Consider the following 18681-nt stretch of genomic DNA (forward strand, 5'->3'; position numbering starts at 1 on the left):
AGAAATCCCTGAGCCTATTTTATTAACCCAGATTTTTGCCAAGCTTACTGCTTTAGGACGCATTCATAACGTTTCTACAAGCGTTGAACCCTCGTAAATTGGCAGAGGTATTGATGAGGTAAGACCAATTCGCAATTCGCAACTCGCAATTAAGAAATCTAGCTCCAGTAAGACTTTCCTGATTTCTATCTGTCGCATTCTTTCCTTAAATTGGTATAAATTCATCTAGCCTCTAGTAGTCTCTATCAACTTATACTGCACTCAACCAAAAAACGCTGTATGTCAACACAATTATTTTCTAAAGAAAAAATAAAAATTGCGATCGCAATTTTTAAAATATAGTAAATTAAAAATTAATCTCCTGTATAAAGTCATTTCAAGTTAAAATTCAACAGGGGTTACGCTACATTTAAAACCTGAAAAACTAGTATTTCAGCATTATTAATCATCGAAAAAAGTGTTCTATAAAACAAAATTGAGTCTTAAATTATCAGCTTGCAAAAAGCAATAGCAGGTTGCCAAATTGTTGTCAAGGTCAAATATCTACTACGTCTCATTAGCAACAAACAACTTTAACAATTCACCTTATTTATCAGAATTGATATGACATCAATAGCGGGTAAAACAGTACTTTTAACCGGAGCATCGGGTGGTATTGGTTCATTTATTGCGCGTGCTTTAGTAAAAGAGAAAGCGACCATCATTGCTGTTTCTCGTTCCCAAGCAAAGTTGGATGAAATCTGTACAGAAATAGCGGCTTTGGGTGGTAGAGGAATTGGCATTGAATTTGATATTAGCCAAGTAACAGAATTACCAATTTTATTACATCAAATTAATCAAGTCGCAGGTCAAATTGATATTTTAATTAATAACGCTGCTGTTGAAAAATATCGACCATTCCAGGACTATACTCTCCAAGATATTCAGTCTACTTTGACCACAAATTTAGTTGCGGGTATGGAATTAACACGCTTGATTTTACCAAGTATGTTAGCGCGAAATAGTGGTCATATTGTAAATATTGCATCTGGTTCTGGTAAAAAAGGAATGCCATACAACAGTATTTATTCAGCTAGTAAAGCAGGTTTGATTATGTGGACTGATGCTTTACGCCAAGAGTTAGCTGAGACAAATGTTGGTGTGTCGGTAGTTTGTCCTGGATATACGGAAACGGGGATGTTTTCAGCTTTGGGAGTACCTGCGCCTAGTTTAGCGCGTGTTGCACCACCACAAGAAGTTGCGATCGCAATTTTAAACGCCATCAAGCAAAATCAAGCCGAAGTCATTTTAGATGGGTTTGTTTCCAAACTTTTATTTTCTAATTTCCAGCTTTTTCCCAAATTCGGTGACTTAATTTTTAAGTGGATAGGTGTCACTAAACTCAACAAAAATTGTGCTGAAAAGCAAATGCGAAGTTGATAAAAGCATTCAGGAGTCAGAATTCAGAATTGAATTTTATTTAACTCACAGATGAATAAACGGCAAAAAATATAATACTAAATTACTAATTTAGTGGTCTTGAATTAGTGACGATTCTTACCCTTCGGCAAGCTCAGGGCATCGTTCTTAAATTCTGATTTCTCCATTCTTATTTAATTAACAGGTTTAGATATCAATGTCGCATAATCATTATGATTTTATCATCATCGGTACTGGGGCTGGTGGTGGAACTTTAGCATACAAGTTAGCCCCTAGCGGTAAGAAAATTTTAGTTTTAGAACAAGGTACTTTCTTACCTAGAGAAAAGAATAACTGGGACACAAAACAAGTATTGCAAAAAAGCTACTACCGTACTAACGATATTTGGTATGACCAAGAAAATAAACCAATCAATCCAGCCGCACATTATTATGTAGGTGGTAATACAAAATTTTATGGCGGTGCGTTGTTTAGATTACGCGAACGAGACTTTGAAGAAGTAATTCATCAAGGCGGAATTTCCCCTGCATGGCCATTAAGATATAAAGACTTTGCCCCTTATTACGACCAAGCAGAAAAACTTTACGAAGTACATGGAAATCGCGGTTTAGACCCGACAGAACCAGCAACCAATTGTGATTATCCCTTTCCTGCTATTAGTCATGAACCTTATGTTCAAGAACTATATTTAGGACTAAAAAATCAAGGTTTACATCCATTTTATTTACCTCTCGCCATTAAACTCAACGAAGTCAACCGTCATTTAAGTGCTTGCATTCGTTGTGATACTTGTGATGGTTTTCCCTGCATGGTTCATGCTAAAGGTGATGCGGAAGTTAATGGGATGCGTCCAGCGATCGCCTATAATAATGTCAAACTAATTACTCAAGCCAAAGTTGTTCGCTTACACACTAGCGCATCAGGACAAGAAGTCACAAAAGTAGAAGCAGAAATTCAAGGACAGCCGCAAATCTTTTCTGGCAATATTGTGATTGTGGCTGGAGGTGCAATTAATTCTGCCGCATTATTACTCAAATCTGCTAACGATAAACACCCCCAAGGTTTAGCTAATAGTTCACAACTTGTAGGGCGAAATTATATGGTACATAATTGTGCAGTCGTTATGACTTTAAGCACAAAACCAAACCAAACAATTTTCCCTAAAACTTTAGCAATAACTGATTTTTATTGGGGCGAACATGATTTTCCCTATCCAATGGGTAGCATCCAATCACTGGGTAATATCCATAAAGATAGAATTATTGCCTATGGGCCGCCATTAATGCCCAATATTGTTGCCGAAAAAATAGCGAATCATTCTCTAGCTTGGTGGGTAATGAATGAAGATTTACCTGATGCAAATAATCGGATATCTGTGCAAGGCGATAAAATTGTGATTAACTATCAAAATAACAATCAAATAGCTTTTAATCGCTTAATTCAACGCTGGATTAAAACTTTAAAATCCCTTGACCAAGCTACAGAAAGTCAGCATTTTTCATTACACATCACTCAACATCTCAGCTTAGATGCTGTCGGTCATCAATGCGGTACTTGTCGTTTTGGTGAAAATCCCCAAACCTCTGTCTTAGATATTAATTGCCGTACCCACGATATTGATAATCTCTATGTTGTTGATGGCAGCTTTTTTCCTTCTAGTGCTGCTGTTAACCCATCTCTCACAATTATGGCTAATGCTTTGCGCGTAGGCGAACATTTATTAGGAAGAAGTAAGGGAGTAGGGAGTAGGGAGTAGGGAGTAAATACTCATTACTCATTAAGTTTCTTTGTGTACTTTGCGTCCTTAGCGGTTCGTTACATCATTCAACGCATCTCCATACAGAATAGGTAATCATTACTCAACTCATCACTCATTACTCCCTACTCCTCACCTCACAAGTGTAGGTTTTTAACAAAGTGATGAGTAGCGACTCTAAAAATCACGATTTAATCAGAGTTCTATCCCCCTCACACCCCTACACCCATACACCCTAAATCAAGGTTTTTGGAACATAACGTAAAAAACCTACACCTGTCAGCTACTCCCCACTCCCAACTCCCAACTCACCAAACCTAAGTATTATTTCCTTCACAAAAAGACACAATTGGGTAGAATTGGTTAAAGCCATCTCTGCTCATCTGAACTAAAGGTCTCAGCAAATCCATGCAACTGAAACTCAGTGCATCTCGTCTACCCTTCGCACCTCTGTTGTTAATTGCGCCGTTTTTCCTCTGGGGAACAGCAATGGTCGCTATGAAAGGTGTTATTCCCCACACCACACCACTATTCATGGCGGGTGTGCGCTTGTTACCAGCCGGAGTGTTAATTTTGGTCGCAGCCGCACTGATGGGTAGACCCCAGCCACAGGGTTGGAAAGCCTGGTTATGGATTTCTTTATTTGGGTTGGTTGATGGGACGTTATTCCAAGGCTTTTTAGCAGAGGGTTTGGTGCGAACCAGTGCCGGGTTAGGATCGGTGATGATTGATTCCCAACCTTTAGCAGTGGCTTTATTATCGCTGTGGCTATTTCAAGAACATATTGGTTTTTGGGGATGGTTAGGACTGGGTTTAGGAGTCACAGGTATTAGCTTAATTGGCTTACCGGATGAGTGGATTTTTCATTTGCTGGGTACGCAAGGAAATATCACCATTGGTAATTGGCAAGATTTATTTGCTAGTGGTGAATGGTTAATGCTGTTAGCGGCGCTGTCGATGGCTATTGGGACAGTATTAATTAGATTTGTGACACGTTATGCTGACCCGGTAAGTGCTACTGGCTGGCACATGATTATTGGTGGTTTGCCATTGTGGGGAGTGTCGGCTGTAACAGAATCTCAGCAATGGCAGAATATTGTCACACCCGATTGGCTGGCGTTGGGATATGCCACAGTATTTGGTAGTGCGATCGCTTATGCTTTATTCTTTTATTTTGCTTCTAGTGGTAGTTTAACTAGCCTCAGCTCCCTGACGTTTCTCACACCAGTCTTTGCCCTACTATTTGGTAATCTCTTCCTCTCTGAAATTCTCAGTCCGTTGCAATGGATAGGCGTTGCGCTAACATTAATCAGCATCTACCTAATTAATCAGCGAGATAACCTAGCCGGACAAAAGCAAACTCTCAAGGTCACCGAAACAACTACGACACAACAGCCACAAGTTTTAGAAGTATCATCAAAAAAGCTCAATTCCGTTTCTCTCAAGGTGAGAGAACCTGAAGCGGAAACTTTACCCTAATTTGTTTACATAGCTCAAGTACTGGGGAAGAATAAATAATCACAAAAGTCTGTTAACCATACTTAACATTTAGACATAATAGAGGCTATTGTGGTATGGATAATTTCAAAATTACCTTCAGGCTAAAGCTTGCAATATGAGGCGATGTCCTTCCTCTATCCTGGTATTCATCTGGTTGACTAGTCTGGGTTTTTACCCCAACCGTCCAAGTACAGCCACATCTAACCCTACATACCCAAAAATTGCCCAATTCAATTCCCCCCAGCCTACCAAGCAGGCGGTTTTGACACTGGGTAGTCAGGGGCTGGAAGTACAAAAATTACAATCTCAATTGCAAGGTTTAGGGCTTTACAAAGGGGCGATAGATGGAGCTTACGGTTCTAGTACCCAACTGGCTGTATCTCAATTTCAAAAAACCAAGGTTTTAAAAAGAACAGATGGCGTTGCTGACCAAACAACTCAGATGAGTCTGAAATCTGCCACTGTTTCACAAAATCCGTTTCCCACTTCGCCAATTGTGGCATCACCCGCCCCAGATACTCAATCTAAGCCTCCAGCCAAGTCCAAGAAAAAAGATTTTATTTGGTGGTCATTGCTCGGAGTGGGAATTTTTGGCAGTCTTGGGTTACTGCTGTTTTTCTTAAAAAGGTTGCGTCAGTCCAAGCAAGCTCAACTACCAGAAGACTCTCCACTACCCGCCTTGAGTCCAGCAGATGAAGAGTCAGTTCCTGAACCACCGCCAGAATTGGAAAGCTCAACAACTACTCCAGAAACCACCGCACCAGAAACGACATCAGCAGTACCAGCAAAAATTATCCCAGTCGAAAAAACTTCTCGTTTAGCCAAGCTCAATATTGTTGATGAATTAATTAAAGATTTACACAGCAGCGACCCAACCAAGCGGCGCAAAGCGATTTGGGACTTAGGACAGCAAGGAGATTCTCGCGCTATTCAACCTTTAGTAGACTTAATGATTGATGCTGACTCTCAGCAACGCAGCTTAATTTTGGCGGCGTTGTCCGAAATTAGCACCCGTGTTCTTAAACCAATTAACCGGGCTTTGGCTGTCTCTTTGCAAGATGACAGTCCCCAAGTAAGACAAAACGCCATCCGTGACTTAACCCGTGTCTACGATACGATGGCGCAAATGAGTCAGATATTAAGCCACGCTCTCGAAGATCCAGATGCAGAAGTACAAGCAACCGCAAAGTATGCGTTAACTCAGATGAAGCGAATGCGTGGCTTGGCGGTTCAACCAAATCTACCAGAAGATGTTCCAAAAGATTCTGGGAAATCAGGCTTATAAATATTTCAGATAAATTTTGATATCTGTATTCGCACCTGCAACTAGAACCGCCGCTTCATCAAATTTGGGCGCTCGATTACGAATTTCTGGGTTTTGCGAAAATCCAAAACCTTCCAGGGGAAAACCTATGTCACTGCGATTTACAGTAAAATCGTTATTTTCATCGTGCATCACAGCGACGGCATAGTTACCTGCTTTTAAGTTGCTAAAAGTGATGGTGACAGATTTTTCTGTGATTTTAGTACATTGTCTTTCTAAAACGCGATCGCGATCGCTCGGAAATCCTTGACTACTGGCAAATATACTGGCGCAAACTTGCCCCTCTGTATTTTTTAAGCCATCAATTTCTACAGTGAGATTCCCGTTAAAACTAGCCCTAGCCATCAATGGCAAAGCCAAATTTCCCAAAGCTGCAAGCACGACGAGGCTAACTTTCAATTTTTTGCTCATAAAATTTCTTTCAAAAGAACAAATATTACTACTGTGATGAGTACGTGCAGAGTTATACTGCCATGATTTGATTAAGATTGGCAAGTATGTATAGGAATCCGGTTTGATTTCTGAATTTACTTGTGTAGGTAGGGAATAGGGAATAGGGAGTTGGGAGTAGGAAATAAGCCTGATCTGAGTGTACTGAGTTTTTTTCCCAAATCAAAATACGATTCCTATATGTTATGTTTCACATCTGATGACAATCGTACAGGGATTTGAATGATAAATTCAGTTCCTTTGCCTATTGTAGATAAACACTGTAATTGTCCACCATGCTTTTCCACAACAATTTGGTAGCTAATCGATAATCCTAACCCTGTACCTTTACCAACTGGTTTAGTCGTAAAAAATGGGTCGAATAAATGTTTTTGGATTTCTTCAGGAATCCCTGTACCATTATCAATTATCCGAATGTTGACTTGATGATCATCAGTCAATTCTGTACGAATCCAAATAGCTGGTTTGTTTAATAAGCTAGAATTGTGAGCATTTAATTCTGAATTTTTGACAATTGCCTCTTGTATTGCATCAATAGCATTAGACAAAATATTCATAAAAACCTGATTGAGTAGTCCAGCGTAACACTCTATGGGTGGAATTTGACCATACTCTTTGATAATGCTAATTTGTTTACCATTGATTTCTTCTTTGAGGCGACTAGATAAAATTAACAGTGTACTATCAATCCCTTCATGAATATCAACTATTTTTTTCTCAGCTTCATCAAGGCGAGAAAAATTGCGTAAAGATTGGACAATTTGCCGAATGCGATCGCAACCTAATTTCATTGATACCAACAAATTTGGAAAATCAGATGCAATATACTCTAAATCTATATCGGAAATCTTATGTTTAATTTTTTTGGCTGGCTCTGGATACTTTTGTTGATACAAACAAATTAGTTCCAGTAAATCTTGAGTATAACCAACAGCATGAACAAGATTGCCTGCAATAAAGTTGATAGGATTGTTAATTTCGTGAGCGATACCAGCTACTAATTGTCCTAATGCTGCCATTTTTTCATTTTGCAATAAACGAGTATAGTTATTTTGCAAATCTTGAAAACCAGCTTTAGCAAGTTGTGATTGTTCCTCCGCAAACTGGAGATGAGTTAAAGTTAAGGCATAAATTTGAGAATAGGCTAAAAGTAATTGATGAAAATCAATAAGACCATACTTTTCTGATGTAGCTGCTACTAGAATTGGTTCATAAGCAATGTGTAAGGATCTTTGTAATGCTTTCTGAGTCGCTTCTACAACTGTCGTTTCTCCAGGAATCATTAATAAATCTGGCTGAAGAAAGTTATATAAATTTTCAATTGGTCGGCGCGAAAATAATCCAAAACTATAGGGACGGCTCATATTCTCAAAAAACTTTTGCCGCGAAATCATGCCTCGAAAACTTTGGTTTTTAGTCAAAATAATCCCTGGAAGTAAAGGTTCTTGACTAAAAAGTCTAATTAGCTCATCTCCAGGACAATCTAATTCAACCTGAATTTGCCACATTGGTAATTCTTGCAAAGTTGACTCTAATCGCAGATTAAGCTCATGAGTATTTGTCATGCTATGTATAGCAAGCATAAAATCAATCCTTTGCATTTTTGGGTGATATTTCCCAGCTTCGCCCTGAACTATGGTTACAAATTCAGGTACGAAAAAAGCCAGTATTGCCGTATTTAGTTTTCCCAAATTCCGATAATAAATTAAGATTTAAAATTCTGTTAATTTACCTAGTTTTACAGGGCGATCGCTCTGACAGACAAAATCAATCTGAATTTATCATTTCTCTCATGACTCTGTTTTTGTCGTGAAATGCTATGGGACTCATATTTGATTTATGAAAAAAATCAGTACACTCAGATCAGGCTTCTTTCCTACTCCCGACTCCCCATTCCCTATTCCCTACCTACACAAATAAATTCAGAAATCAAACCGGATTCCTATATGAGTGTACATTGTCAAGACTAAAGTATATAGTTGGAGTCTTGTGAATTATTGAATTATCACTACTGAAAAATCTATTGATGAAATCAGCAATTGTACCTGCACCCTTAAAACCTGGAGACTTATTGCGTGTAATTGCGCCAAGTGGTGCTTTGCGAGAATTTGATGCTTTTAATCAGAGTATAGAAATTTGGCGATCGCACGGTTATCGTGTGGAAATTAGTCCGAATATTGAGCAAAGTTGGGGCTATCTCGCCGATAAAGATGAAATCCGCCGTCATCAACTAGCCGCAGCTTGGTGTGATCCTGATTGTCGTGGGATTCTCTGCGCTAGAGGTGGTTTTGGTAGCACCCGTATTTTAGAAAGTTGGGATTGGCAGAGTCACTCAACAACGCCAAAATGGTTAATTGGATTTTCGGATATTACGGCTTTGTTGTGGAGTTTGTTTAATGTCGGAATTTCTAGCGTTCATGCGCCTGTATTGACCACATTTGCTAATGAACCAGATTGGTCAAGAGAACGACTATTAAATTGGGTAGCCAGAAAACAGATAAACTCACTTAAAGGCTGTGGTTGGGGTGGTGGTGTGGTATCGGGAATTTTGCTTCCGGGTAATTTGACAGTTGCAACTCATCTTTTAGGTACACCACTGCAACCTGATTTTACAGATGTGATTTTGGCTTTTGAAGATGTCACCGAAGCACCATATCGAATTGACCGGATGCTAACCCAGTGGCGATTGAGTGGAGTTTTATCTAAAGTGCGGGGAATAGTTCTAGGCGGCTTCACTCGCTGCGAACCTCCCGCCAATGTCCCTAGCTTTAGTGTGGAAGAAGTATTGCGCGATCGCTTGGGTGATTTAGGCATTCCCATTATCTCAGATTTACCCTTTGGTCACGGCGAAGAAAATGCCGCTTTACCAGTGGGTGTAGAAGTCATATTAGACGGCGATCAAGGAATATTGGATGTTGTAGGGAGTAGATAGTAGGTATTCAAAACCCTAAACCCTCACACCCATGATTAAAAATGGAGGTTAGCGGACTCGAACCGCTGACATCCTGCTTGCAAAGCAGGCGCTCTACCAACTGAGCTAAACCCCCGTACAATTAAAAATATTGTACCTGAAGATTGTTCCATTTCCAAAGGGATGAACCAAGAAAATACCCAAATTGTTGCAGCATTTTATAAATTTGTCAGTTTGCCTGACTTTGCCGAGAAACAAGAACCCTTACTGTCTTTCTGTTCAGCACAAGGTATTAAAGGGACAATTTTGTTAGCAGCAGAAGGTATCAACGGCACAATTGCGGGTTCGCGTCAAGGAATTGATGCTGTTTTTGCCTATCTAGGTAGCGATCGCCGTTTAGCAGATTTAGAATACAAAGAATCTTACGCTCAAAACCCACCTTTTGAACGAATGAAGGTGCGTTTAAAGTCGGAAATTGTCACTTTAGGTTTGCCAGAAGTTGACCCCAATCAACAAGTAGGTATTTACGTCACTCCAGCCGAATGGAATGAATTAATTTCTGACCCAGAAGTGACAGTAATTGATACGCGCAACGAGTATGAAGTCAGAATTGGAACTTTTCAAGGCGCGGAGAACCCCCACACACAATCTTTTCGAGAGTTCCCAGAATATGTCCAGCATCACCTCGACCCAAATCAACACAAAAAAGTAGCTTTGTTTTGTACGGGGGGGATTCGCTGCGAAAAAGCTTCGTCTTTTATGCTGGCTCAAGGATTTAGCGAAGTTTATCACCTCAAAGGCGGCATTTTAAAATACTTAGAAGAAATTCCCGCCACCGAAAGCTTATGGGAAGGCGAATGCTTTGTCTTTGATGAGCGGGTAGCTGTGAGTCATGGTTTAGAAATTGGTAGCCATGAATTGTGCTTTTGTTGTGGACATCCAATTTCTGACAAAGATAAAGCCTCGCCTCAGTATGAAGAGGGTATTTCTTGTCCCTACTGTTTTGAGCAACTCACGGAAGAAAAACGAGTCCGTCAACAAGAAAAATGGCGACAGTATCAACTTCTGCAAGCTAAGGATGATGTTTGTTGAAGTCGGGTGTAAGAGTTTAGGGGTGTAAGGGTTGTGGATATCTACACCCTGTTTACTGAGCGCAGTCGAAGCAGAGGTTATTTATTCTTGAAACACCTGAGCATACTAAGTTTCTACTCAGAACTCAGCACTCAGCACTCAGCACTCAGCACTCACCCATCCATCAGAGGTATATCTTGCCTATACCCCGTGTAATTTTTAATTCATCCCATTGCCGCATGACGAGATAGTGCAATTCCAAGTATTATCACTACCAAATTTGGTAGATGATTACTTATATCAAAGCTGTTTCAAAAATTTTTGCTTCGGAGTTGTAAAAATGTACGACAAAAGCGACATAGAGATAATGATTGAGAATATGAGTTTATCTGGTGTGCTTAGTATACTTTCGCAGGTCTGTTACGAGAAAGCCGAACATTTGAGAACTAATTGGCAAGACGTAGAAACAGCGAGAACATGGGAGAAAGTTGGTAGAGCCGTTGGTAAAATCAAAATCAAAACCGATTTATAAATTCCCTTAACCCCAAAAATCGGGTTTTTGTTGGTAGCTGTGACGATACTATGAGTGCAGTAGTTCCCAAAAACCCGATTGAAGGAAGATTGCTGATACCAAGTTGCAATCAAAGATAGTAATTTGGGCTGGGAGTAGGGAGTAGGGAGTAGGGAGTAGGGAGTAGGAGTACTATTTCTGAACGCAACTTAGTATGAGTACTGAAAAACTAACGCCGTGTGCGACTTTCTCTCAAACCTAACCCCCAACCCCTTCCCTACCAGGGAAGGGGAACAAGATTCAAAGCCTCTCTCCGTTTCGGGGAGAGGTTTGGAGAGGGGTTTCAAGAATAAGTCGCACATCGCGTAAACTAAGTTTTTAGGACAGGGTGTAGAGAAGGGTAAAAATGCTTTGCTGTGAGCATCAGTCGAACGGTGTAGTATTCAAAACCCTTAAACCCCTTCACCCTTGCACCCTTACGCCCATTCTCAACAGCCAAAACTTGGAGCGTAAATCATACAATATATCTGGAAGTCTTGACTTTTTGCGTAATCCCCGACGATATTAGTGTACTAATCAATAGACAATTCTCAATCAAAAGATGAAGTCAGATAGTTAAGTAAAATTAATTTTTGCAAAGTAATTAAAAAAAAAAGTTAATTTATTATCAAAATCTGTCTCCATCCGTATGATTATACAGGATGATCCTTGTCTATTTCTTTAGTAAGACTTTTAAGGGGTTCCAAAAGATGATGAAGTTAAAATTTGTTGGTGTGATTGCGAGTCTTGCATTGGTTGGTAGCTTAGTTGCTTGCTCTGGCGCTAGTGATACAGGTGGTTCAGGTTCACCTACGGCTGCTCCTGCTTCTAATACTGGTGGCGACGCTATGAAGAACGAAGGCGGCGCTATGAAGAAAGACGGCGACGCTATGAAGAAAGATGGTGACGCTATGAAGAAAGACGGCGACGCTATGAAGAAAGACGGCGACGCTATGAAGAAAGATGGTGACGCTATGAAGAAAGAAGATGGAGCTAAACCAGCACCAACCAGCACACCCTAATGTTTGCGTCGGTGAGGATACATTGACTAAAACAACAGTTTTTACATCTTTAAATTAAGAAGTTTGTATCCTGAAGCCACTTGTGCATACAAGCATTGCTGAAAAACTTTTTGTAACCGTTCTGGAAAATCGTTGATGTAAAGTAGGTGATTTTTTATACGTTGAATTTTAAAGTTGGAAAACTTTGTCAACACAGGTAAAAATTACCAAAGCAATTAATCTATTTATGGGTGCGTAGATAACGCACCCTTTTCTCCGAAAAGTTGTTTCGGTATCTCCGTAATTATCCGAGACCAAAAAGTATTCAACTATATCTTCATAACTACAAGGATTGCTTTATGGATAGACATTTCATCAAGCGTCGCCGACTGCTTACCTATCTGGGGTTAGGAGCGATAGGAGCAGGTGGAGTGGCGATCGCATCTGGATGTTCTGAGAAAAGCGTTATTTCTACACCTAAAACCGTTGCTCCGTCTGCTAACTCTAGTACTCCAGCCCAAAATACTACCGCCGCCTTACCTCCTAATGCCCAAAGGCTGCCAGAATTCCAAGGCATTTCTCAGTGGCTCAATTCCTCACCCTTAACTACTGCTGACCTTAAAGGTAGCGTGGTGTTAGTGCAGTTTTGGACATTTGCTTGCATTAACTGTCAGCGTACCCTGCCTTACGTGACCCGTTGGCATCAAGAATATGCTGATAAAGGCTTGAAAGTTGTTGGTGTCCACACACCAGAGTTTGCTTATGAAAAAGTGGTCAACAACGTCAAACAAGCTTTGAAAAAGCACAAAATTAACTATGCAGTGCCAATAGACAACGAATTTCAAACTTGGAATGCTTATAAAAACGAATACTGGCCACATTTGTTTTTAGCAGACCGCCAAGGCGTGATTCGTTACGATCACATCGGTGAAGGTGCTTATTCCGATACAGAACAAATGATCCGTCAGCTTTTAGGATAGGTCGAGATGGCAATCACTTCCCTATCGGCCGGGTTAGCAGTTTTTGCGGGGGCGTTAACGGTACTGTCACCTTGCGTTTTGCCGGTTTTGCCTGTGTTAGTGGGGCGATCGCTTTCTACCCACCGTTATGGGCCTGTAGCCTTAGTAGCGGGTTTAGTGGCTGGATTTGCCACAGCCGGGAGTTTGCTAGGAATTGCCAGCAGTTGGTTAGCTGGGTTGGCTAATACTCTGCGCTATGTGGGGATATTTATTTTATTGTTCATGGGTGTGTTAGCAATCTTTCCCAAGTGGAGTTATTTGCTGCTGAGTTATTTGCAATTGGGCAGAATTAAAAGAAACACAGGGGTAGGATTGGCAGGAGAGTTTTGGTTAGGCACTCAGCTTGGTTTATTGTGGACTCCTTGTGCTGGGCCTGTATTGGGGAGCATTTTAATTTTGGCAGCCAGCAAGCATGAAGTTTTTGGGACATTTGCACTTTTATTGGCGTTTGGTGTGGGGGCTGCGTTACCGTTATTAGTGATCGCTTATGCTGGGCGTTATGCCAGCCAATATTTGCTAGGGTTGCGATCGCGCAGTGAAATGTTACATAGAGTCGGTGGTGTTTTAGTAGCCGCATCTGCGATCGCTATTCTCTTGGGTTGGGATGTGCAGATTCAACTGTGGTTAGCTCCCATGTTTCCCAGCTTGCCACTGTAAATTCTCTAACAAGCAAATAAAATTTTCGAGGCAGTTTATAAAAACTTGCTAAATTTTCAGGGTTTACAGCTACTTTCAGTGTAGTTAATAGTAACTTCATGGTAAGTTGCAATCATAGCTACATGACAAAATACAAAAAATTGAGCGCAGCTATTAATTGCAGACTGCGCTCATGTTTCGATGAAAATTGGGAGGGTTTGGCGCGATGCACCGGCAATTACTAATTTTGAGTTTGGCAACTGTAGCGATTATGGGTTGTGCCGCACAGGTAGGGACAAAACCGACAGAAAATTCTACAACCCCAAGTGTGGAAAGCGTTAAAGCCACAGAAACCCCAACTCCCACAGATGCAACCCCAAATACAGTTGTCAAATCAGGTAACTTTGTCAAAGGAGAACATATAACTCAAGGTAACGCCCGTATCATTACTGAGAATGGTAAAACCTTTTTGGAGTTTGACCAAAACTTCAAAACCGATAGCGGCCCAGACTTGTTAGTAATTTTACATCGCCAACAGCAACCCAAAATTTATGGCATCACTGAAAAAGAGTACGTCAGTTTGGGGCGGTTACAAAAAACCTCTGGTAGTCAACGCTATGACATCTCCGAGAATATCAAGGTTGCGGATTTTGCCAGTGCAGTAATTTGGTGTCGGACTTTTAACGCCACCTTTGGTTATGCAGCCTTCAAGTAATTATCTGCCGACAAATTAATCCTTGAATCATTAATATTTATTGGGCATAGATATAGCGGTTCTCATTCAAGTGAGGTACATTTACCTAGCCTCTAGTCTCTAGCCTCTAGCCTCTAGCCTCTAGCCTCTAGCCTCTAGCCTCTAGCCTCTAGCCTCTCTTCTCCATCTACTTTTACTGCACTCAACCGAGAAACGCTATAAATAGTTTTGTAATCATTTTATTACTAATCTCAATAACGCATAAAGTGACGAAATAAACCTGATATAAGTATTAGTGAGTAATTTTTCAACAATAAAACTAAGGCAGTAGAACACCTGAAACATTTTAGATTTGAATACAAAAATTAGGATTTTCTATGGCTGCTTCAAAAGCTGGTAAACGTAGCAAACCTCCGGCGGGGCCGAAACAAGAGTTGGCGGCTAAAATCTTTCATGGTCTCAACATTATCAGTTTAATCTTGATGATTGGCAGTGGCTTGCAAATTTACAATGCTAACCCTGTGTTTGGTGGTAGGGGAGGATGGACATTTCCCCGCACATTCTTACTGGGAGGATGGTTAGGCGGGGGACGCAATTGGCACTTTGCAGCGATGTGGATATTTTCGCTGAACTTATTAGTCTATGGCATTTACATATTTTCAACAAAGCGGTGGGAAAAGCGGTTTGTTTCCCAAGGTGACTTACAGGTTTTACAAAAAGGGCAGAATCCCAAACGGAAAAACTATGCTTGGCATCGGTTAATTTATACCGGAATTGTACCAGTATTAATTCTAGCGATCGCCTCCGGTGTGGCAATGTACAAACCAGCCCAACTGCATTGGTTATCTGGATTATTTGGCAGTTGGCAAACCTTAAGAGTAATTCACTTTATTACCGTACCCATAGTTATTATCTTTGTCATTGGTCATTTTCTGCTATCCCAAAAAGTTGGGGGCTATCGTCTGATTAAATCAATGTTTACTTAAAAGAGGTGGTATGGAAGAATTTAAAGCACAGCGCCATCTATTGACGCGCCGCCGCTTGTTGCAACTATCGGGAGTTTCCAGTATGGGTTTACTCCTCAGTAGTTGTGGTACGAGTTTACTATCCGAACCAGTGGGTAAATTAACAGAACCACTGAACCTGAAAGTTGGGGAATTATTACTCAAACCCCAAACACCAGTTCCAGAATTTCCCATTAGTGCGATCGAACCAAACGCACTGTTAATCAATAGCTTTAATGGTACGCCTCAAATTGACACCGACAAATTTCGCCTAATTATTGATGGTGAAGTTAATCAGCGACTGCAATTGAGTATGGCAGATATTCAAAAATTGCCCTTTAACTCAATGGTAATTCGTCATATATGCGTCGAAGGCTGGGCGGCGATCGTTCAGTGGGGTGGTGTGCGCTTGAGTGATTTAATCAAATTAGCCCAACCAAAATCTCAAGTGCGTTACGCCTACTTTGAATCTGCTGATACCTACTACGAAAGCTGGGATATAGCCTCTACACTACACCCTCAAACCTTGTTGGCTTACCAAAAAAATGGTCAATCCTTATCACCAGAAAACGGTGCGCCCTTACGTCTAGCCTCTCCCATCAAACTGGGTTACAAACAATCTAAATGGGTAACTCGCGTCACATTAACTAGTACTCTCAGCAGCAGAAAAGGATATTGGATTGACGAAGGTTATGAGTGGTTTGGGGGAATATAGTTGAATTTATGCAAAATCCGCAATAGTAGGAGTATATTTTGATGCCTGTTACCATGTTGCAAAAAATCTGGCTCATATTTCTTACAGCAACTTTTGGGTTAACTGTTCTCTCTCCTACTCATATTGCAATAGCCCAGCCAAAAAAAGAAACTTTGCCAAATAATCTGGGACAGCCTAAAAGAACAGTCCAGTCTGCTGCTCGTGTGAGATTAAATCTACCACCATCTTTAGGCAAGCCAAATCGCCGAGTCCCAGCAGCCACCAGAGGAGGAAGTTGCATCGCTAACAACCCAAAACTCACCGCCTTAATTCCTAAGTACGATACAGCATTAACAACTATCGGCAATCCCACGTTATATTTCTTTATTCCGCAAAATACTGCTGCTTATCTAGAATTAGTGATTCAAAACGAAAATGACAATGAGCAACCAGTTTACCAGCAGAAATATCAAACCAATACTAAATCTGGAATAGTAGGAATTAATTTACCACCAAATACTTTAGCCCTGAACCAAAAGTATATATGGAATTTCTCGGTGATCTGTAATCCCGAAAATCCGGCTTTAAGCAAAGTTGTCCAAGGTACTATCCAACGTTTTGAAAACCCTTTGCTAATGAAAAAACTAGCACAAGCTACTTTGCAAGAGCGTGTGCAACTCTATGCAGAAGCTGGAATTTGGCACGACGCTCTTGATACTTTAGCAAGATTGAGATCCTCAAGGCCAAATGATTTTAAAGTCAAAGCGGATTGGGAAGCATTATTAACAGCACCAGGAGTAGAGTTTGATCAACAACTAGTACAGAAACCTTTAATTCCTGCAAAAGAAACTCCAAAACTGTTGTTAAATAATTGAGAAATATTTCCCCATAGCAGAAATTAAACAGATGATCTCCCTCAAACTACAAAAAATCGGGACAACAATCTTAGCCACTACAGTTGGTATGACAGGCATTTTGTCAGTAAATACCGTACTAGCAAGCGAAAAAATTATCTTTGTTCCTCCGGTTGGTAGTCCACGGAGATTGATCCCAGCAGGAACCAGGGCCTATGAACCCCTAGATGAAGGGAATGCAGGAAATATAGATATTCAAACACAGCCAGCACCAATAGTAGCACCTCCTGGTCGTGTTAGAGGTAATCCTAATGGTATCGAAAGGAGAATTCCGCCAGCGCAGAACACTAACCCAGTACCAGTTACAGACCAGTGTTTACAAGGTAAAATACCTTTTACAGCTTTAATTCCTGAATCCCAACTAGGATTAACCACAGTTTCCAATCCAAGCTTGTTTTTTTACGTTCCCCAAACTTCTGCACCAGAGTTAGAGTTAGTTGTTCAAAATGAAACTGAGCAAGAGGTTTACACACAGAAATATAAACCAAATAACAGAGCTGGCATAATTAGCATAAGGTTGCCTATTAATTCGTTAGCAGTTAACAAACAATACAAATGGACATTTTCTGTAATATGTAATCCTACAGATAAATCTCAAAATAAGGTTGTAGCTGGTGTAGTGCAACGTGTCCTACCAGACTTGCAACTAGTCAAAAAATTACAACAAGCAAACCGACAAGAACGTGCAGTTTTGTATGCAGCCGCAGGTATTTGGCATGATGCCCTTGCAAATGTGGCACAAAGACGTTACTTGTTTCCTAAAAATCCCGAAATAGCATCTGATTGGCAAGAATTGTTAACGACACCAGGTATCAGCTTAAATCCACAAATCGTCCAGCAGCCTTTAATTTCTCCACCAGCAGCATTACAGCCTAACAACAAGTACAAATTTTAAGCTCTAACCCAGAAGTACATAACTATGAACAACCTTTTATCACGAAAATTGTTGTCTACCACAATCTCTGCAATTGTCGGATTAGCAATTGTCAGTTCTTTAGTACCCGTACAAGCAGAAGTGAAGATTAATTTACCAGACTTAGGTAAAGGCCCTGGTAGAAGAGTTCCAGGGGGTTCACGCGGGGTAAATTGTGTTGCGAAGAATCAAAATTTGACTGCTATTGTGCCGATTTCAAATATTGGACTCACCACTGTAGCTAACCCTACCTTATATTTTTATATCCCGGAAAATAAAGCACCGGAAGTAGAATTAGTAGTTCAAGATGACAATGAGCAAGAGGTACACAAACAAAAGTACAAACCCAATGGTAATGCAGGTGTAGTTGGTGTGAGCCTCCCAGATAATACCCTTGCTAAAGGTCAAAAATATCGATGGAATTTTTCAATTATTTGCAATACTCAAGACCGTTCTTCAGATAAGTTAGTTCAAGGAACTATCCAACGGGTTGATAATCCACAATTGATGAATAAAGTAGACAACGCTTCTTTGCCAGAACGTTTAAAACTTTATGCTGATGCTGGCATTTGGCAAGATGCTCTTAATACTTTGGCACAGTTACGCTACTCTAGCCCTCAAGATTCGGCACTCAAAGCTGACTGGGTAAGTTTATTAACAACAGAGGGCGTAAAATTAGACACTGAAGTGGCTGAAGCACCATTAGTTCCAGAAACAAATCTACTCCAACCAATCAATCAGACCTCGGAAGTGACTACACCTTAATTCCAAGACTGAAACTTCATCATCAAACTAACTGTAGGGTGCATCAGCAGCGATAATTCC

General features: G+C 40.5%; 18 protein-coding genes and 1 tRNA gene. 16 read left to right on the plus strand and 3 right to left on the minus strand.

Annotation, left to right across the window (positions count from 1 at the left end; genetic code table 11):
- Window positions 1-603 precede the first annotated feature (603 nt).
- The 4 genes from H6G28_RS00005 to H6G28_RS00020 all read left to right on the plus strand — a co-directional run bounded on the left by H6G28_RS00005 (window position 604) and on the right by H6G28_RS00020 (window position 5960).
- Window positions 604-1419 (plus strand): SDR family NAD(P)-dependent oxidoreductase, encoded by an 816-nt coding sequence (locus H6G28_RS00005; protein ID WP_190667923.1) that lies wholly within the window; start codon window positions 604-606, stop codon window positions 1417-1419.
- A 196-nt stretch (window positions 1420-1615) separates the two neighbouring features.
- Window positions 1616-3175, plus strand: coding sequence for a GMC oxidoreductase (locus H6G28_RS00010; protein ID WP_190667926.1), 1560 nt, complete (start codon window positions 1616-1618; stop codon window positions 3173-3175).
- Window positions 3176-3583: 408 nt separating this feature from the next.
- Window positions 3584-4654: a DMT family transporter gene (locus tag H6G28_RS00015; RefSeq protein ID WP_190667928.1), complete on the plus strand. Its 1071-nt coding sequence runs from the start codon at window positions 3584-3586 to the stop codon at window positions 4652-4654.
- A gap of 136 nt (window positions 4655-4790) precedes the next feature.
- Window positions 4791-5960 (plus strand): HEAT repeat domain-containing protein, encoded by a 1170-nt coding sequence (locus H6G28_RS00020; protein WP_190667931.1) that lies wholly within the window; start codon window positions 4791-4793, stop codon window positions 5958-5960.
- On the opposite strand, the gene H6G28_RS00025 is transcribed toward H6G28_RS00020, so the two are convergent.
- The gene (locus tag H6G28_RS00025) at window positions 5955-6410 is read right to left on the minus strand and encodes a DUF2141 domain-containing protein (RefSeq protein WP_190590510.1); all 456 of its coding nucleotides are present in this window, start codon (window positions 6408-6410) and stop codon (window positions 5955-5957) included. The genes H6G28_RS00020 and H6G28_RS00025 overlap by 6 nt on opposite strands.
- Window positions 6411-6625: 215 nt before the next feature.
- Entirely contained in the window at window positions 6626-8032 is a 1407-nt protein-coding gene (locus H6G28_RS00030; protein WP_190667934.1) for an ATP-binding protein, read from the minus strand.
- A 443-nt stretch (window positions 8033-8475) separates the two neighbouring features.
- Between H6G28_RS00030 and H6G28_RS00035 the strand changes: the two genes are divergently transcribed.
- A complete protein-coding gene (locus tag H6G28_RS00035) occupies window positions 8476-9381 on the plus strand; it encodes a S66 peptidase family protein (RefSeq protein ID WP_190667937.1) in 906 nt (301 codons plus the stop codon).
- Window positions 9382-9423: 42 nt separating this feature from the next.
- On the opposite strand, the gene H6G28_RS00040 is transcribed toward H6G28_RS00035, so the two are convergent.
- Window positions 9424-9496: transfer RNA gene (locus tag H6G28_RS00040), tRNA-Ala, on the minus strand.
- Window positions 9497-9543: 47 nt separating this feature from the next.
- On the opposite strand from H6G28_RS00040, the gene trhO reads away from it, so the two are divergent.
- The 11 genes from trhO to H6G28_RS00095 all read left to right on the plus strand — a co-directional run bounded on the left by trhO (window position 9544) and on the right by H6G28_RS00095 (window position 18621).
- Window positions 9544-10452: an oxygen-dependent tRNA uridine(34) hydroxylase TrhO gene (gene trhO, locus H6G28_RS00045; RefSeq protein WP_190667939.1), complete on the plus strand. Its 909-nt coding sequence runs from the start codon at window positions 9544-9546 to the stop codon at window positions 10450-10452.
- Window positions 10453-10771: 319 nt separating this feature from the next.
- Window positions 10772-10963 (plus strand): hypothetical protein, encoded by a 192-nt coding sequence (locus H6G28_RS00050; RefSeq protein WP_062293044.1) that lies wholly within the window; start codon window positions 10772-10774, stop codon window positions 10961-10963.
- A 728-nt stretch (window positions 10964-11691) separates the two neighbouring features.
- Window positions 11692-12003 carry a pentapeptide MXKDX repeat protein gene (locus H6G28_RS00055; RefSeq protein ID WP_242054422.1) on the plus strand — a complete coding sequence of 104 codons (312 nt, stop codon included), beginning with the start codon at window positions 11692-11694 and terminating at the stop codon, window positions 12001-12003.
- Window positions 12004-12341: 338 nt separating this feature from the next.
- Window positions 12342-12962 carry a thioredoxin family protein gene (locus H6G28_RS00060; RefSeq protein ID WP_190667943.1) on the plus strand — a complete coding sequence of 207 codons (621 nt, stop codon included), beginning with the start codon at window positions 12342-12344 and terminating at the stop codon, window positions 12960-12962.
- 6 nt (window positions 12963-12968) lie between these two features.
- Window positions 12969-13658: a cytochrome c biogenesis CcdA family protein gene (locus H6G28_RS00065; protein ID WP_190667947.1), complete on the plus strand. Its 690-nt coding sequence runs from the start codon at window positions 12969-12971 to the stop codon at window positions 13656-13658.
- A 205-nt stretch (window positions 13659-13863) separates the two neighbouring features.
- The gene (locus H6G28_RS00070; protein ID WP_190667950.1) at window positions 13864-14352 is read left to right on the plus strand and encodes a DM13 domain-containing protein; all 489 of its coding nucleotides are present in this window, start codon (window positions 13864-13866) and stop codon (window positions 14350-14352) included.
- 356 nt (window positions 14353-14708) lie between these two features.
- Window positions 14709-15317 (plus strand): cytochrome b/b6 domain-containing protein, encoded by a 609-nt coding sequence (locus H6G28_RS00075; RefSeq protein ID WP_190667953.1) that lies wholly within the window; start codon window positions 14709-14711, stop codon window positions 15315-15317.
- Window positions 15318-15327: 10 nt separating this feature from the next.
- A complete protein-coding gene (locus H6G28_RS00080) occupies window positions 15328-16050 on the plus strand; it encodes a molybdopterin-dependent oxidoreductase (RefSeq protein WP_190667956.1) in 723 nt (240 codons plus the stop codon).
- A 41-nt stretch (window positions 16051-16091) separates the two neighbouring features.
- A complete protein-coding gene (locus H6G28_RS00085; protein WP_190590501.1) occupies window positions 16092-16904 on the plus strand; it encodes a DUF928 domain-containing protein in 813 nt (270 codons plus the stop codon).
- A 31-nt stretch (window positions 16905-16935) separates the two neighbouring features.
- The gene (locus H6G28_RS00090; RefSeq protein ID WP_190667959.1) at window positions 16936-17838 is read left to right on the plus strand and encodes a DUF928 domain-containing protein; all 903 of its coding nucleotides are present in this window, start codon (window positions 16936-16938) and stop codon (window positions 17836-17838) included.
- A gap of 24 nt (window positions 17839-17862) precedes the next feature.
- Entirely contained in the window at window positions 17863-18621 is a 759-nt protein-coding gene (locus H6G28_RS00095; RefSeq protein ID WP_190667962.1) for a DUF928 domain-containing protein, read from the plus strand.
- The last annotated feature ends 60 nt before the right edge of the window (window positions 18622-18681 follow it).

Origin of the sequence: Nostoc sp. FACHB-190 (assembly GCF_014696905.1) — a bacterium.
Lineage (GTDB): Bacteria > Cyanobacteriota > Cyanobacteriia > Cyanobacteriales > Nostocaceae > Nostoc_B.

What these genes read in the sequence shown, in the direction of transcription:
- H6G28_RS00015 (WP_190667928.1), top strand. Translation starts at nt 3,584, where the DNA reads ATGCAACTGAAACTCAGTGCATCTCGTCTACCCTTCGCACCTCTGTTG.
- H6G28_RS00075 (WP_190667953.1), top strand. Translation starts at nt 14,709, where the DNA reads ATGGCTGCTTCAAAAGCTGGTAAACGTAGCAAACCTCCGGCGGGGCCG.
- trhO (WP_190667939.1), top strand. Translation starts at nt 9,544, where the DNA reads ATGAACCAAGAAAATACCCAAATTGTTGCAGCATTTTATAAATTTGTC.
- H6G28_RS00080 (WP_190667956.1), top strand. Translation starts at nt 15,328, where the DNA reads ATGGAAGAATTTAAAGCACAGCGCCATCTATTGACGCGCCGCCGCTTG.
- H6G28_RS00050 (WP_062293044.1), top strand. Translation starts at nt 10,772, where the DNA reads ATGTACGACAAAAGCGACATAGAGATAATGATTGAGAATATGAGTTTA.
- H6G28_RS00005 (WP_190667923.1), top strand. Translation starts at nt 604, where the DNA reads ATGACATCAATAGCGGGTAAAACAGTACTTTTAACCGGAGCATCGGGT.
- H6G28_RS00065 (WP_190667947.1), top strand. Translation starts at nt 12,969, where the DNA reads ATGGCAATCACTTCCCTATCGGCCGGGTTAGCAGTTTTTGCGGGGGCG.
- H6G28_RS00070 (WP_190667950.1), top strand. Translation starts at nt 13,864, where the DNA reads ATGCACCGGCAATTACTAATTTTGAGTTTGGCAACTGTAGCGATTATG.
- H6G28_RS00035 (WP_190667937.1), top strand. Translation starts at nt 8,476, where the DNA reads ATGAAATCAGCAATTGTACCTGCACCCTTAAAACCTGGAGACTTATTG.
- H6G28_RS00085 (WP_190590501.1), top strand. Translation starts at nt 16,092, where the DNA reads ATGCCTGTTACCATGTTGCAAAAAATCTGGCTCATATTTCTTACAGCA.
- H6G28_RS00025 (WP_190590510.1), bottom strand. Translation starts at nt 6,410, where the DNA reads ATGAGCAAAAAATTGAAAGTTAGCCTCGTCGTGCTTGCAGCTTTGGGA.
- H6G28_RS00090 (WP_190667959.1), top strand. Translation starts at nt 16,936, where the DNA reads ATGATCTCCCTCAAACTACAAAAAATCGGGACAACAATCTTAGCCACT.
- H6G28_RS00010 (WP_190667926.1), top strand. Translation starts at nt 1,616, where the DNA reads ATGTCGCATAATCATTATGATTTTATCATCATCGGTACTGGGGCTGGT.
- H6G28_RS00060 (WP_190667943.1), top strand. Translation starts at nt 12,342, where the DNA reads ATGGATAGACATTTCATCAAGCGTCGCCGACTGCTTACCTATCTGGGG.
- H6G28_RS00055 (WP_242054422.1), top strand. Translation starts at nt 11,692, where the DNA reads ATGATGAAGTTAAAATTTGTTGGTGTGATTGCGAGTCTTGCATTGGTT.
- H6G28_RS00020 (WP_190667931.1), top strand. Translation starts at nt 4,791, where the DNA reads ATGAGGCGATGTCCTTCCTCTATCCTGGTATTCATCTGGTTGACTAGT.
- H6G28_RS00030 (WP_190667934.1), bottom strand. Translation starts at nt 8,032, where the DNA reads ATGCTTGCTATACATAGCATGACAAATACTCATGAGCTTAATCTGCGA.
- H6G28_RS00095 (WP_190667962.1), top strand. Translation starts at nt 17,863, where the DNA reads ATGAACAACCTTTTATCACGAAAATTGTTGTCTACCACAATCTCTGCA.